This window comes from Paenibacillus sp. FSL L8-0333 (genome assembly GCF_037965665.1).
Classification (GTDB): domain Bacteria; phylum Bacillota; class Bacilli; order Paenibacillales; family Paenibacillaceae; genus Paenibacillus_AQ; species Paenibacillus_AQ odorifer.
Genome location: NZ_CP150186.1, coordinates 4,321,934 through 4,336,797 on the forward strand (window position 1 = coordinate 4,321,934; position 14,864 = coordinate 4,336,797).

General features: G+C 42.9%; 14 protein-coding genes. 5 read left to right on the plus strand and 9 right to left on the minus strand.

The window, feature by feature from the left end; genetic code table 11:
* Positions 1-212 precede the first annotated feature (212 nt).
* Positions 213-584, minus strand: coding sequence for a MerR family transcriptional regulator (locus NYE72_RS19295; protein WP_076271982.1), 372 nt, complete (start codon positions 582-584; stop codon positions 213-215).
* Between the two features lie 135 nt (positions 585-719).
* Here NYE72_RS19295 and NYE72_RS19300 point away from each other — a divergent pair, with 135 nt between their 5' ends.
* Positions 720-1,478: an SDR family NAD(P)-dependent oxidoreductase gene (locus NYE72_RS19300; RefSeq protein ID WP_076100281.1), complete on the plus strand. Its 759-nt coding sequence runs from the start codon at positions 720-722 to the stop codon at positions 1,476-1,478.
* Positions 1,479-1,615: 137 nt separating this feature from the next.
* On the opposite strand, the gene hcp is transcribed toward NYE72_RS19300, so the two are convergent.
* From hcp to NYE72_RS19335, 7 genes are all read right to left on the minus strand, one after another.
* On the minus strand, positions 1,616-2,908 hold the full coding sequence (gene hcp, locus NYE72_RS19305; protein WP_036688774.1) for a hydroxylamine reductase: 1,293 nt from the start codon (positions 2,906-2,908) through the stop codon (positions 1,616-1,618).
* A gap of 93 nt (positions 2,909-3,001) precedes the next feature.
* On the minus strand, positions 3,002-4,402 hold the full coding sequence (locus NYE72_RS19310) for an MFS transporter (RefSeq protein ID WP_143763797.1): 1,401 nt from the start codon (positions 4,400-4,402) through the stop codon (positions 3,002-3,004).
* A 188-nt stretch (positions 4,403-4,590) separates the two neighbouring features.
* Positions 4,591-5,148, minus strand: a complete 558-nt coding sequence (locus NYE72_RS19315) for a cysteine hydrolase family protein (RefSeq protein ID WP_076141041.1) — start codon at positions 5,146-5,148, stop codon at positions 4,591-4,593.
* A 200-nt stretch (positions 5,149-5,348) separates the two neighbouring features.
* The gene (locus NYE72_RS19320) at positions 5,349-5,957 is read right to left on the minus strand and encodes a CPBP family intramembrane glutamic endopeptidase (protein WP_036688777.1); all 609 of its coding nucleotides are present in this window, start codon (positions 5,955-5,957) and stop codon (positions 5,349-5,351) included.
* Positions 5,958-6,067: 110 nt separating this feature from the next.
* Positions 6,068-7,390, minus strand: a complete 1,323-nt coding sequence (locus NYE72_RS19325; protein WP_076100280.1) for a sensor histidine kinase — start codon at positions 7,388-7,390, stop codon at positions 6,068-6,070.
* Positions 7,391-8,116, minus strand: coding sequence for a LytTR family DNA-binding domain-containing protein (locus tag NYE72_RS19330; RefSeq protein ID WP_076134406.1), 726 nt, complete (start codon positions 8,114-8,116; stop codon positions 7,391-7,393).
* A gap of 129 nt (positions 8,117-8,245) precedes the next feature.
* A complete protein-coding gene (locus NYE72_RS19335; RefSeq protein ID WP_038572114.1) occupies positions 8,246-9,460 on the minus strand; it encodes an MFS transporter in 1,215 nt (404 codons plus the stop codon).
* 337 nt (positions 9,461-9,797) lie between these two features.
* Here NYE72_RS19335 and NYE72_RS19340 point away from each other — a divergent pair, with 337 nt between their 5' ends.
* The 4 genes from NYE72_RS19340 to NYE72_RS19355 are packed head-to-tail and all read left to right on the plus strand — an operon-like array spanning position 9,798 to position 13,928.
* Positions 9,798-11,378, plus strand: a complete 1,581-nt coding sequence (locus tag NYE72_RS19340) for a spore germination protein (protein ID WP_080742525.1) — start codon at positions 9,798-9,800, stop codon at positions 11,376-11,378.
* Positions 11,379-11,383: 5 nt separating this feature from the next.
* Complete coding sequence (locus NYE72_RS19345; protein ID WP_036688784.1) at positions 11,384-12,553, plus strand: Ger(x)C family spore germination protein; 1,170 nt, start codon at positions 11,384-11,386, stop codon at positions 12,551-12,553.
* Between the two features lie 2 nt (positions 12,554-12,555).
* Positions 12,556-12,798, plus strand: coding sequence for a hypothetical protein (locus NYE72_RS19350; protein ID WP_036688786.1), 243 nt, complete (start codon positions 12,556-12,558; stop codon positions 12,796-12,798).
* 23 nt (positions 12,799-12,821) lie between these two features.
* Entirely contained in the window at positions 12,822-13,928 is a 1,107-nt protein-coding gene (locus NYE72_RS19355) for an endospore germination permease (protein ID WP_036688787.1), read from the plus strand.
* Between the two features lie 121 nt (positions 13,929-14,049).
* Here NYE72_RS19355 and NYE72_RS19360 read toward each other — a convergent pair whose 3' ends face one another.
* A complete protein-coding gene (locus tag NYE72_RS19360) occupies positions 14,050-14,853 on the minus strand; it encodes a CAP domain-containing protein (protein WP_235219570.1) in 804 nt (267 codons plus the stop codon).
* Positions 14,854-14,864 lie beyond the last annotated feature (11 nt).

The following is a 14,864-nucleotide window of genomic DNA, read 5'->3' on the forward strand; positions in this document are numbered from 1 at the left end:
AATACATCTAGCGCTGTCAATAAGGTATTGCCGAATGAGACGAGGATGCGAATAGCGAAGCATACGGTTATTTTGCCGGAGTCTAGCCCAAAAGCAAAAGACGCTAGTTCCGCAAACATACGTGCGGAACTAGCGTCTATCAATGAATCGTGAGGGCCCTTTCTTTGAACTCTCAATTATCTTAATCATTAGCATACTTTTATGTTGCCTGCTTAGTGAATGCCTGTCTCTTTCGCAAGGGAATTTTTGTAGGCTGCAATTTTGTCTTTCAACATCTTCTCTGTGGCTGTTAAGTTTCTGATTTGGCTCTGTATAGAGTTACTATGATTCTCAAGAAGGTTCAAGCGGGCTTGGGCCGTATGCTCTCCTTCTAAATATAACTGCGCATATTCTCTAATTTGTGAGATCGGCATTTGGGTTTGTTTCAACCTCATCACAAATCGCAGCCAAGCAAGATTGGAGTCATCATATATTCTTTCTCCATTCGCATTCCGTATCGGAGCAATAATCTTTTCCTTTTCATAATATCTCAGTGTATATGCGGTAATCCCTAGTAATTTGGCTACATCGCTGATCGTATACATACAAGCCCCCGAATCTATGTTGATTTTAAGAGTCCCCATAATTATAAAAAACATTTGACTTAGAGTAAACTCTAAGCTTTATGATTACATCGTTGTTGAAACACTAAATATTCTTGTAAAAACGGAGGAATTCACATGAAATATACTGTAGTTACAGGCGCCAGTTCAGGTATAGGTTATGAAACCGCTCTAGCCTTTGCGGCTCGCGGTAAAAACTTAATTGTTACAGCCCGCAGAAGGGAGCAACTGGAGGAGCTAAAATCTGAAATCAATCATAACTACCCCGATGTAGTTGTCGTTATTCGAGTGACTGACTTATCCGTTTCTAGTAATGCTTATAAGCTTTATGAGGATCTACAAGGGTTCGAAATCGAAACTTGGATCAACAATGCGGGATTTGGAAATTTCGCTTCAGTGGCCAAGCAAGATTTAGATAAAATTTCTGCAATGCTGCATCTGAACATTGAATCGTTGACGATCCTTTCCTCTCTATTCGTTCGTGATTACTCCAATGTTGAAGGAACACAATTAATCAACGTTTCATCCGGTGGCGGCTATACGATTGTGGGAAATGCCATTACGTACTGTGCGACTAAGTTCTATGTGAGTGCCTTTACTGAAGGACTCTCTCATGAGTTGAAGAGTCAAGGTGCACTTATGCAGGCTAAAGTGCTGGCACCTGCCGCAACAGAAACAGAATTCGCGAAGCTTTCTTTCGATGTCCCCGAATTCGAATATCATGGGACTGTGCCGAAATATCATACCGCGAAGGAAATGGCTGTATTCATGCTTGATCTGTATGACAACGATCATGTTGTGGGGATTGTTAATGGTTTGACGTACGAGTTCGAGTTGAGAGATACCCTCTATAATTATGTGGCGAGCACGCGATAAGTTCATCTCGTAATGGCAAGTTAAGAAGCATGATCATCCTTTACGGATCGCCGTGCTTCGACAATGATGTAACTCCTAAATCCCCTATCAAAAAAAGGCTGCCAATCCCTTATGGGCGGCAACCTTTGATTTTTACTCTACGACAACGCCAACATCGCGTTCATATCTTCCTCAGCAGTAGTAATTAGCTTCAATCCAAAAAGCTCTACCAACACATCCAGTACACCTGGCGAGATGAACTCGGGTGGCTTTGGTCCGATGCGGATGTCCTGAATGCCGAGACTGAACAAGCCTAGCAGAATGGCCACTGCTTTTTGCTCAAACCAAGACAGCACGATGCTGACAGGCAGCTCGTTCACCGTACACTCAAATGCCTCAGCCAGAGCCATGGCAATCTTCACTGTAGAACCGGAATTATTACATTGCCCAAGGTCAATGTAACGCGGAATACCGGTGTCTCCAACGGTGCCATAATCTACGTCATTAAAGCGGAACTTTCCGCAAGAAGTAGTTAAAATGACGGTATCGTTCGGTAAGGAAGTCGCCAACTCACGGTAGTAATTCCCGCCCGTACCTGGCGCATCACAGCCTGCAATGACGAAAAACCGGCGGATATGCCCGTCTTTGACTGCTTGAATGATCTCTGGTGCTAACCCGATTACAGTTTCATGATGATATCCGGTCGTGAGTACCAGATCTGACTCTACATCAGCCGCAGGTAGGGACAACGCTCGATTAATTAGTGGGGAGAAGTCGTCGCCCGTTATTTTCTCTACACCTTCCAGCCCCGCTACTTCATATGAGAAAAAGCGGTCTGCATAAGTGCCTTTAATCGGCATTACACAGTTTGTGGTAGCAAGAATTGCACCGGGAAACTGCTCAAACAATCTACGCTGATCATACCACGCTTTGCCGATGTTGCCTTTAAGATGCTTATACTTTTTGAGTGCAGGATATCCATGCGCAGGCAGCATTTCTGAGTGAGTATAAATGTTGATGCCTTTCCCCTCTGTCTGCCGCAGTAATTCCTCCAACGCATATAAATTATGTCCAGTCACAACAATACATTGACCTTCAATTTTGTTCTGACTGACTGTGATTGGTTGCGGAATGCCAAAGCGGTCCGTATGCGCACGATCCAGTACATCCATGATGCGCACCGCCGCATCTCCGACCTTCATCGCCATCTCCAAATGTTCCTGCGTATTAAAGTTGGAATTGGTCAACGTCATATACAAAGCTTCGTGGGTGATACGATCCACCTCGGGGTCGCTATATCCTAGCTGCCGGGCATGTGTCGCATAAGCTGCAATTCCTTTTAATGCAAAAATCATCGTATCTTGTAAACTCGCAATGGTTTCATTTTTGCCACATACCCCTACAACGGTGCATCCGCCATTCGGTGTCTGTTCACATTGGTAACAAAACATATCGTTATCCTCCATATCTAGATAATCATTCGTTACTTCCAACGTAACAGAACACCAAACCTTGAGTTGTGATTACACACACATTTTTTTAGATCAAGCAGATTTAAATGACCTTCTATTTATAACAATCATTAGTACAATAACGCCTAAACAAATGAAAATATTAATCTCAAAAACCAATTTGTACGCCTGCAACTGACTCCCTTGTCCTGTCCCTCCACTCATCACACCAAGTCCAAGTGCTGAGCCAAAGACCATCCCCGCATTTCTTGTTAAAGCAATTAATCCGCCAATCGAACCTACGTGTTCCCGAGGCGTCTGCTGCATAATAAAGCTATTATTAGGAGAGGCAATGAGCCCCATACCAAGGCCTATAAGAGATAGAATCGCCGCGATTCCATAAACCGGTATATGGTCTAAATACACCAGCAACAAGATAAACCCGCTTCCCATACAGCTCAGTCCCATAAGCATCAGACGATGAGAGCCATAACGGTCGGAACAGTAGCCTGCGAGAGGACCTGCAAACGCCAAGGCAATGGGATAAGCCGCCATAATATATCCTGTCGTAGATGACGAGAACGGAACCGCCGCCCCCATCAAATAAAATGGAATAAGGACAAGCAATGTATTAGACAGAATAAAAGAGGCACAGCTAACGATCAAGCCTCCCGCTACAGTTGGAATTTTCAAAGCTTGTAAGGGTAGAAAAGGATTCTTTTGCTTCCGTTCCCAGAATAGAAAAGTAATCAGTAACAAGAAACCCCCCACCAAACTTGTCATCGTCCACACGGACACCCAGCCCCATTTGCTCCCATTTGTTATTACGAGAAGAACCAAGGTGATGAATGCCATAAACAAGCTGGCCCCCACGAAGCTGATAGCACCCGGTTTGCGCTCTTGCACACGGTTGGGTATGTACCGATATGCCATAATTGTAGCCACAATCGCCACAGGAACATGGATTAAAAATAACCATTTCCAGCTCAGCCACTCTGCAATCAAACCTCCCGCTATAGGTCCCGTCATCCCGCCCAGTGCGACAGCTGTACTTAAAATTCCGAGTGCACGTCCTCTTTGCTCTTTCGGCATATGAATGGTGATGAGCGCAATATTAGTTGCTTGGAACATCGCAGCTCCTACTCCCTGTATAACTCTGAGCGTTAGCAATATTGGTAAATTAGGTGAAAAAGCGACCAGGATGGAACCCACAGTAAAGATCACAAATCCAAGATTGTGAATCCGGCGAAAACCATAACGGTCGCCCAGTTTCCCCATAACAGGAAGAAGTGCCGTAATCACTAGCAGATACCCTGTTGTGATCCATAATCCCTTCCCAAGCTCTGTCTGAAAATAATCCACAATAAAAGGAAGCGACACATTCACAATTCCGGCTGTAAAATGGGAAATAAACGCCCCCATACAAATAGCCGCCATCATCCCCAGCCGCTGCCCGTGTCTGCTTTTAAACTCTATATCTTTTGCTGCTATCATGTTGATCCCGTCCCTACTCATATTGTTTAAGAATTACTAACAATTATAAGTAGATCCCTTGCAAGAACAATCCCATAAAGATGGGATGGAAATGGTTTAGGCGAATATGTCTATCAGAATAGGTGAGGAAAATCAGAGGTAATGCAAAACAGCAAAAAGCGGCACATTTAAGTGCCGCCTCTGAATTATTATCTATAAGAGTCATGCGTTGGGCGAAACAAATCTTCTTCGGAACTTCTGACCATAGAAAAATGTTCGACATTGTAGTGCCCATGTAATGTTTTATTGTGATGCTTGATGATTTGTTCTGCACTTAAAACATCATTGTCCGTTGTAGAATGACCATCTCCGACCAATGTAACATCCATGCCGCTAACCGTAGCCGTCCGAACCGCAGTATCGATGCAGTGTTGAGTTTTACATCCCATAATGACCACATGCTCAATCTGCTGATCTTTCAGATATTGTAGCAGTTCAGTTCCGTGAAAAGAATTCGTTGCCAGCTTATCAAAGATTTTGGCATTTGCAGACCTATTGATTTCATTGTGCACTTGAAAGCCTGCACCTGTTCCTTCAGCGACATCAAGATCCCTAACAAACACAACTTCGACATTGGCTTCTTTTGCTTGTTCAATCACTTTATTAATATTCCGGATAAGCTGCTCTTTATTGAATACCGCACTTTCCTTTTCGTTTCCATCCATTAATTCTTGTTGTGCATCGATGATTAATAATACCTGATTCAAATGATTTTCCCCTTTCGAATGGTGGGGAACGCTAACACGCTTGATCAGTTAAACGTTTTCCCCATATAATTTTGCAAGCTGACATTGTTTTTCATAATATCTACCTCCCAATAAAAATGGTATATAAACTTTAATCTTATAATTTAAGACTTTTTTAGTTTACCATATTTTTAAAATGTACTCTCTAAAAACTTTGATCGCTACATCCATTGATACATCATAAAAATGGAGGAAATCAGATTAGTCAGCCCGTGCAGGACCCAACCTGGAATGATCGAACCGCCGGATAACTTCTCATTCAATATTCCGATACTCCAACCCACAAGACCCGTAAGAAGCATTACAACAGCAGAATTCAAAAATCCGGCACTACTGTATAACAGCACAGCATGTACGACACCAAATAATAAAGCTTGAGCACAGTTTCCAATTCCGAATCCGAATTTCGAACTTAACCGTTTTCCAATGAAGCCGCGGAACAGAATCTCTTCGGACAAGCTAGTCTGCAACCAAGAATAAATCAATGCCGGAATCAAACCTTTAAGACCTGTACCATAAAACTGTGAGCTGGCCAAAGTATTCCTATCCAGCATGTAGATTGCTGTAAGCATTCCCAGACTGGTGAATATAGTCATCGTAAGTATAAAACATAGTATGAACTGCTTCCTAGAAATCAATTGGGGTTTCTTCCAGCCAATCCACATGGCAAAGGATGATGTTGTTCTGCTTGTAAAAAACCAGTATGTATAGGGAATGATGCTGAATAAGATGAGCTGAAGGACTGCACTGATGAGCAATGACAATGTCAACGGAATACCCTCCCTTTAATAAGAACAGCCTCAATATATCATGGACCGCTGCTTGCCCGCGGGAAGAGACCGTAACTTGCAGGTTAGGTGGAGTAGTTGGTTTCGGATTGCTACTCAGGCAGTGGTAATACCGCCAACATCATGAACTGCCCATTCTCATATCTGAAACTGACGCTTCCTTGAAGCTGTTGAACCGCATACTCAATGCTTTCGATTCCGAACCCTCTACTCCCAAAGTTCCGCTTGCTGGACAAAAAAGAGCCCTGCCCGTCCTCTGTAAGCAGAGATGCAGGATTCTTTAAAGAAATCACCAATAACCCTTCGGTATAAATTACTTCCAGCTCAATAACATTCTGCTCTGACTCTGGTAATCTCTGAACCCCTTCAATTGCATTATCTAATGCATTGCCTAGAATAATTGCAATATCAACCTCTTTGCCTGCAAGTGACAGGTCCTGCGGGATGCGAAAATGAGATTGCATTGTAACTTGATGTAGCTCAGCTTTTGCGAATTTCTCATTATAAATGGCATCAATAGCAATATTTCCAGAAGAAATAAACTTTTCTCCCGCCTCCTGTGTCGAAGCAACCTCTGCAATATATCGCTTGGCTTCTTCTAAAGCGCCTTCATCCAGCAGAGAATGAATAAGGATCAGCACATGATTCAGATCATGCCGCAAACGCTGTGCTTCCTGATTATCTTTCAGTTTACTCGTGTAATCCTTCACTTGCTGCTGAAGCACATGATTATGGAATTCGATCTGCATCCGTTTCATTAACTTTTGATATATAAACATTACAGCCACATTAATTACAAGAATCCCAAGCAGGATGAATACAAAATCAAGCGGAATATTAAAAGGTTTATCACTGGAATGTCTCAGATTCACAATAATAATAAGCAAAGAACCCGCCGAAACAAGATTCAACACAGCCCAATCCTGATTCGACAATAACGTAGTGGTGTCCACTTTGAATAACCGCAACAATAGCAGACATAACATGATGCTTAGCAAGATAACAAATAGGAAAGAAAAAGATAACCACCAAAAATTAGCTTCATTTATTCCACCGGTATTGAGCGGGATATGCTGAATCCCATACCATACCAGCATTTCAATAACAACCGTAAACACTGTATAGAAACTGCTAAAGAACAGCTTTTGTAGCACACTGCCGCGGAAATAAACAATAGTAATCAGACTATACACAATCAGGTGAAGGATGACCGAATCAACTAGAGATAAGCTAGCAGCAGTAAGCGATTTAACCATATAAAAGATAATAAGACAGCCTATAAATGACTTTTTGCTCCTGTTCAGGATTAGAAATTTCTTGAGAAAAATATAAAATGTGACCCCTTGCGGAACATATATAAGGATGAGCATAAATACACCAAAAAAGTAAGGACTAATCTCCCGGATGAAAGACATTTATCTTAAGAGCCTCTTTTCTATAAAGGCATGGTAAGACCGTAAAGAATCAGAGCTTTTACTGCGGCTGACTGGAAGTTCCACCCCGTTCTTCAGCTGAATAAGTTCCTTGCTTAAAGAACGAACATGCAGCCAATTTACTAGGAATCCCGTATGTACGCGACAGAAATCATGTGATCCCAGCTGTCCTTCCAACTCTCCCAGTTTGCCATAATACGAGTAAGTCTCTTGTTCAGTATAAAGGACCAACTTTTTACCTCGTTCTACCGTGATATACATAATATCATCTACCCTTAAATTATAGCTCATATGATGGATTGAGAATGTCAGCACATTGTTTCTTTGCAAGCATTGCTGAATGGCTTTGACTGTGGCGGTCTGCAATTCATGTTCATCAATAGGTTTCAGCAAATAGCGAAAGGGATGAACCGCAAAGCTTCTTCTCATATAACTTGTATGGCTGGTGACATAAATAATTAATACCCTGGCATCTTTGAGCCGGATCTTCTCTGCAACTTCTATACCGTTATACTCGGGCATCTCCATATCCAGATAAACTATATCGTATGCGGTAGACGTCATTGTCTGAAGCAGGGTTTGGCCTGATTCATAAATCTCAATAGAGGCGGTCATCCCTTGCAGGCTAGTCATCTGCTTCTTGAGTAATTCTTCCAACCGCGAGGCATCTTGCCTCTGATCGTCACAGATAGCAATGTTAAGATTCATATTATGTATCCCTCCAAGTGAACGTAATTCTATCATATTATAATTTGGAAAAATATGAAGAACCGCCAAAAAGCCGATCCTTTCGGACCGGCCAATAAACTCTTTTCATAGGAAAGTTTTTTACCCTAATCAATTCATCGGAATCGCGGACGCCAGCCGCCGAAACTGGATGAAAATAAACAGAGCGGTCAGCATCACCACAATTCCTGAACCAAGGAACCATAGCTGCACTCCGTATCGATCCACTACAGGTCCTGCCAACAGCAGTCCAATTGGCGAAGACAACATCATAATGCTGGTCACAAGTGAAATGACACGCCCAAGCATCTCGGGTTCAAAAGAACGCTGGATCATCGCCATGAAGGGACCATTGAAGAAGGGTGCCGCACTGCCCATGAAGAACGAGAGAATGGCAAAGATCACAAATGCATTCGGACCAATCAAACCACTGATCACACAGGTAAGACCGATGACTAGCAGACCTACGCTCATATAGCTAATGTCGCTCCATTTTGATGAGAACATCGACAATAGCAGACCACCTAAAATCATCCCGATGCTGAACACCGCTTCCACCAGGCTGGCACTGTATCCTCCACGGCCAAAATGAGACAAAGTCATATAAGGAAACAGTGTCGCCAGCGGCATAAATGCGATACTAAACACCGCAGTAGCCCCCGTAATCAACACAATGGGTTTCGCTTGAATGAGTGCGTTCCAACCCAAACGGAATTCTTGAACGAAAGACGGCGCAGCTGTAGCCTGCACTTTAGGCTGATGGATCTTCACCATGAACAGCATCAGATTCGCAATCAAAGCCCCGGCCACATCGAGTAGCAATACCGCCCCAAGCGAAGTTGCCGAGTAAACCGCTATCCCAAGTGCAGGACCAATTACATTCGAGAAAGAGAACACCATCTGCTGCCAGCCCGCGACTCTTGTCAATTCTTCTTCAGGTGCAATCAACGGAACAGCCGCCTGAAAAGCCGGGGCATGAAAGGCCGAAGCCGCCGAACGCAAGCTCAGAATGACATACACAAAACCAAGTCCCGGTTCCCCCCACATGAAATAAATACCTAATATCAGACTGAAAAGCGCTATTGCGCTATCAGCAATAATCATTGTTATTTTACGATTCCAACGGTCCAGCCAAACCCCTACGAAAGGACCCAAGACCGCTTGCGGCAAAAACGCTGCCAACCCAGCAATCATCAAAACTGCCGCTGACCCTGTCGATTCCGTCAAGTGCCAGATCACCGCGAATTGAACCATCGAACTCGTGAGAATCGAGAAAATCTGTCCGCTAAAAATAAGGGCGAAGGCTTTTTTCCATTGTATTTGCATAAGGTCATCTCCTTTGATTAAAAACTTAGATAAACTCATTCCATGAGCATAGGCACACTGAAACAGGCACATCACAAATAAACTCATTTCCTTATCTCAAAAAAATGAATGAGTCCACTTGTCTTGCACCACGGACTACCATAAACGAATGGAATGGGTCACAAGGAGCACCTCCTGAAAAAATTATGTTCATTATAACATCGCAACTCCTCCATGAGCCAGTTCCAATTGTTCATTTTGCGAAGAATTTGATCTATCTCTATCTTCCGAATAAATTCCTAAATAAGGGAGAAGATAAAAATCACACTTAACATCTAATTTATTTAAGGAGAATTGCATGCGGAAATTTTTTATCGCCAAGACGCCTCCGTCTAATCCTAAGGTGCCCCCTCAAATCGAAGCCGAAAATGAGCTTTCAATGAAGGATCTTTTTTCCCATGCTATCTCTGCGTCTCTCGAAGACAACTTGCAGATTATTAATGACTGTTTTGCCAATTGCTCAGACCTAAAGGTTATTCCATGGCATTATGGCCCGGATCTTAAGTATGAAGCCTCATCCGTCTATTTCAATACACTTACTAAGTCTGACCCTACAAATTATTTTAAAGATGTCTTGCAAAATATAGTTCCGCATGAGCTGGGGCCCACCTTGGACGTAACCGTTGAAGATGTCATCTCTTATTTTGAAAAAAATGGTGTTTCATCACCGCTGCTTGAATTAATGGACAATATCGGTCAAGCCATTAAGGGGATTCTTGATGGGAAAGTTGTCCTTTTCTTTACAGGTTGGCAAAAAGCCGTTGCCTATTATGCCTTTGATGTAGAACAGCGCCAAACCTCTGAGCCCATTTCAGAGCCTACTGTTCAAGGTCCCCACGTCAGCTTTATAGAAAGCTTAGAGCGTAATATAGGTGTTATTCGTAGTTTGCTAAAATCTACTAATCTTAAGTTCGAGTTCTTTACCTCTGGTAAGCAGGTTCAAAGAACGTTGTCCTATGGTTATCTGGATGGAGTGGTGAAACCAGAAGCATTAAATCAATTCAAACAACGTATAGCAAGTATTGATCAGGAAGAAATTCTTGACGTCTCCTATCTCGAAGAGTGGATCGGTGATTCTCTCTACTCACCATTTCCACAAGTCCGCTACACAGAACGACCGGATACAGCTATAACAGCTCTGCTAGACGGGAAGATTATTGCTATGGTTAACGGAAGTCCTTCCATTCTGATCTGTCCCGGGAATTTCATGGAGTTTTTTACGAATAGCGAAGATTATTACTACCGAACCATTTTTTCATCATTGATAAGATTGATTAGGGTCGCTGCCTTCATCATCGCCCTGCTGTTACCCAGTACCTATATTGCCTTATCCAACTTCCATTCCGAACTAATTCCCACGGTTCTGCTGCTTGCCATTCTAAACACACGCGAAGGAATCCCCTTTCCGGCTATGGTTGAAGCTTTGATCATGGAGTTTTTCTTTGAGCTTTTGAGAGAGGCGGGCATACGCTTACCCAGACCGATTGGATCGGCCGTCAGTATCGTTGGAGCATTGGTCATTGGACAAGCGGCTATTCAATCGCAGATTGCCTCTCCGGTCATGGTCATTGTCGTCGCTTTGACGGGCATTGCCTCATTTGCGCTACCTCAATACAATATGGCAATTGCGCTGCGGATTTTACGGTTTCCCTTAATGATTCTCGCGGCAACGTTCGGAGGACTTGGCATCATGGTCGGTTTTATTCTAATTTACCTCCATCTGGCTACCTTGCGCTCTTTAGGAGAACCGTATTTAGACTCGTTAGCTCCGCTAGATCTCAAAAGAGTACGTGATTCTATTTTTCTACTTCCGAGAAGACTGCTGCTTCATTCACCACGGAATCGACACCTATATAAAAAGACTTCAGGAAGGAAGTAGATATAGTGAAGCGACTTACTACCATACTAATTTCCCTTCTTGTACTCACTCTAACTAGCGGATGCTGGGATAATAAAGAATTGGACGAGTATGGGTATGTGCAGGCGGTCGCCATTGACCAAAGCGAAGACAATCGGATTGTGATCACGACACATTTCTATAATCCTTCCACCAAAATAGAAATGGGACAAGCAGGGGATCCAGCGTCGAAGGGAATTAATATTGTTACAAGTGGAGAAACCTTTTTTGAAGCAATAAGGGAGATCCCGGCAAAATTTGGTCGAAAAGCCAAATGGGATCATATGCGTGTCATATTAATCGGGGAGCAACTAGCCAGAACCTCGAACATCCGGGAGGTGCTTGATTTTTTCTCCAGAGATCAAGAACCGCGTGGTACCGTTCTTCCTCTCATCGCTGAGCAATCTGCGGCACCATTTTTAGATATCAACCCGTTTATCGAGCAGACCATTGGTCAACAGTATAAGAGAATGGAGACGAGCGGTGCTCTATATGCCGCAAAAACTTCCAAGATTCCTCTCTATGAGCTGGCTATACAAATGTGTAGCCCCTCCAATACTTCCATCATCCCTTACCTGCATAAGACCAGTTTGGATCATAAACCATTGATATCTGGGCTGGCTGTAATCCATGACGGGAAAATGATTGACATCCTAAAGGAAAAGGATACAGAAGCATTCATGATGCTGACGGATAGATATATCTATGGAGTACTAGAATTTCCTTGCCCGGATGAAACCGAAGAACCGCTGCGAAAAAAAGAAACGCTTGAAGTGCTTACCTTCAACAGTACGCTTACTCCAACCGTGAAAAATGGTTCTGTATCCGTCGGTGTAAAAATTGCTATTGAAGGGATGATCGGAGAATTACGTTGCTCACATATAAAAAACAATAAGGACATGAAGCTTTTTGAGCAGCGTGTCATAACTCAGGTTGAACAACAGGTTGAGCATGCAACCAAGTTTTTGAAAACAAAAAAGATCGACGCACTCGGAATTGGCAATCAGATTTACCGGAAAAATCCGCAGCTGTGGAAACAACTAGAGCCTCAATGGAAGGATACATTCGCCCAGACTCAGTTCGATATCAACGTTGATGTCAAAGTGTTAAGCACTGGAATGAACTCAGGTACAATATTCGGAACAAAGGAGAAGTAGCTATGGTGGGAAAAATAATCTGCGTCCTCTTATTAGCTTCCGCTATGCTAGCCCATGACATTCCAAGGTTTAGGCAAGCCTCCATCCGCGATCGAGTAGTTTATGGAGTATTATTACTACCCGTACTTTATCTCGGATTTATCTTTATTGCAGCTAAGCCATGGCCCAATTTAGACTCCATCTTCAATTTACTTACGGCTCCAGCTGAGCACATCGTCCATTGGATCAACCCAACCATTTCATAAGCTTAAAGAATGAGGAGGAACGTATGAATAAGCAAGAACGTGTTAGCTCGATCCAAATGTCCATGCTGTTTCTCTTCTTTATGACCGGTTCCTCAATCGTCATCGTCCCTGCATCATTAACTAACTTTGCCGGCAACGGAGCCTGGATATCCCTCTTAATCGCCTCGGCCATAGGAATGCTTCTGCTTTCCGGCATTCTATATTTGAACCGACGAGCGCCAGATCTTTCGCTTGTGGAACAAAGCCGCTCCGTACTTGGAAACGGACTGACCCTTGTCCTCCTAATTCCTTTCACTTGTGTGCTGTTTTGGAATGTCGCAGGAATTGTAATTGAGATCGGAACCTTTTTCAAAAGTACGATGTTAAAAGAAACGCCCACTTACGCGGTAAATACCATGTTTTTTATAACGATTGCGATGACAGCTCTAGCTGGAATCGAAGTGATTGCCCGTATGGCAGCCGTCCTAATGTCACTAATGTTCGGATTTATCATCTTAGTCTGGATACTCGTAGCAGGGTTGTATCATCCCGAATACCTACTGCCCATCATGCCTGATGGATTTAGGCCTATCCTAAGCGCTGCATATGTAGTCTATGGCTTTCCCTATTCCGAGCTTATCGTTTTTTCGATGATTTTACCGTTCGTGCGTAAAGAAGACAATTCTAAACTGGGAAAACAAATGTATCTTGCACTCATCATCAATGCCCTGACGTTAATTGCTTCTGTCATTAGCAGTATTATGGTACTGGGACCACTGTCCGGCAGCTTAAAATATTCATTATATCAGTTGGCGAGACTCATTTATTTTCAGGAAACCATTGAAAGAATCGAATCCGTGATTGGTTTTTCACTCATTATCGGCTTCTATTTCAAGGCTTCTATCCTGCTGCTTATTCTTATTAAAGTACTAAAGGAGCTTCTGAGATTGAAGGATGAACGTTTAATTGTTTTCCCTCTTGCTTTTGTTTGCCTGCTGTTATCTGTAACGACTTACACACAAGAGTCTGAGCTTGAGGAAATCGTGAATATTACATGGCCCTTGATCACTAACCTAGCTTACACCCTGCCATTTCTTCTGATTCTATTGGTCACTTTCATTCGTTATCATATAAAAAAACACAAAAAATAACCCGTTCTATACGGATTCAATATCCCCTATCTCATTTTGCAGACTTCAGAAAAGTAGGGATGCCCTACAGCCACTTTTAGCTTATTAGGACACCCCTGTTAAGTTTATTACTTTAATCGCACTAACCAATAAATTCTTGAACCCACTCGCTGTTATAGTAACCTATTCCAATTTCTGTGAAGCTGCTATTCAGGATGTTGGCACGATGGCCAGGACTGTTCATCCATTGGTTCATTACTTCTTCTGCACTCGACTGACCTTTGGCGATGTTTTCCCCTGCTGAATTGTATGAGATCCCGAAGGCTTTCATCATATCAAACGGAGATCCATACGTAGGAGACTGATGGTCAAAATAATTGTTGTCATACATATCCTGCGCTTTAGCCAAAGCCATTTTCGAAAGTTCGCTATTTAAACTAAGGGGCTTCAAGCCTGCATTCGTTCTTTCTTTATTCACCAGATCCAATACTTGCTGTACTGATTGGGATGTATTGGCGGATGGTTGTGGATTTGCAGACTTCTGCGGGACAGCAGAATGTTGCGGATTTGCAGAATATTGTGGTTTGGCCGACTGCTGCGGATACGTTGTTTGGTCTGTTGTGCCTCCTGTAGGTGGATTGGTGCGGATGAACCCATCCAGCCATTTCGTTACATCGCCAGGAACTTGTTTAGTCTTAATTGTTGAATTCCCTGCATTCTCCGTGGAAATGGAAGATGCTTGCGTTAAAGTTGACGTTGAAGTAGTTTTACGAGCATGATTGTCAACCTTCGTTTGTTGAGTAGTCATTTGGTTGTTGGCCGAGTTATTACCCGAACAAGCAGTAACGAGTAATAGCGCTACTATAACGATAAATGGTTTAATAAGAACCCCTCCTGATTTGGCAAAGTAGTGACTTAATCGAATAAAGTTTTTGTAAAGTACCACTGATTTATTCA

What these genes read in the sequence shown, in the direction of transcription:
- NYE72_RS19350 (WP_036688786.1), top strand. Translation starts at nt 12,556, where the DNA reads ATGGTGGGAAAAATAATCTGCGTCCTCTTATTAGCTTCCGCTATGCTA.
- NYE72_RS19330 (WP_076134406.1), bottom strand. Translation starts at nt 8,116, where the DNA reads ATGAATCTTAACATTGCTATCTGTGACGATCAGAGGCAAGATGCCTCG.
- NYE72_RS19340 (WP_080742525.1), top strand. Translation starts at nt 9,798, where the DNA reads ATGCGGAAATTTTTTATCGCCAAGACGCCTCCGTCTAATCCTAAGGTG.
- NYE72_RS19335 (WP_038572114.1), bottom strand. Translation starts at nt 9,460, where the DNA reads ATGCAAATACAATGGAAAAAAGCCTTCGCCCTTATTTTTAGCGGACAG.
- NYE72_RS19310 (WP_143763797.1), bottom strand. Translation starts at nt 4,402, where the DNA reads ATGATAGCAGCAAAAGATATAGAGTTTAAAAGCAGACACGGGCAGCGG.
- NYE72_RS19300 (WP_076100281.1), top strand. Translation starts at nt 720, where the DNA reads ATGAAATATACTGTAGTTACAGGCGCCAGTTCAGGTATAGGTTATGAA.
- NYE72_RS19325 (WP_076100280.1), bottom strand. Translation starts at nt 7,390, where the DNA reads ATGTCTTTCATCCGGGAGATTAGTCCTTACTTTTTTGGTGTATTTATG.
- hcp (WP_036688774.1), bottom strand. Translation starts at nt 2,908, where the DNA reads ATGTTTTGTTACCAATGTGAACAGACACCGAATGGCGGATGCACCGTT.
- NYE72_RS19295 (WP_076271982.1), bottom strand. Translation starts at nt 584, where the DNA reads ATGTATACGATCAGCGATGTAGCCAAATTACTAGGGATTACCGCATAT.
- NYE72_RS19355 (WP_036688787.1), top strand. Translation starts at nt 12,822, where the DNA reads ATGAATAAGCAAGAACGTGTTAGCTCGATCCAAATGTCCATGCTGTTT.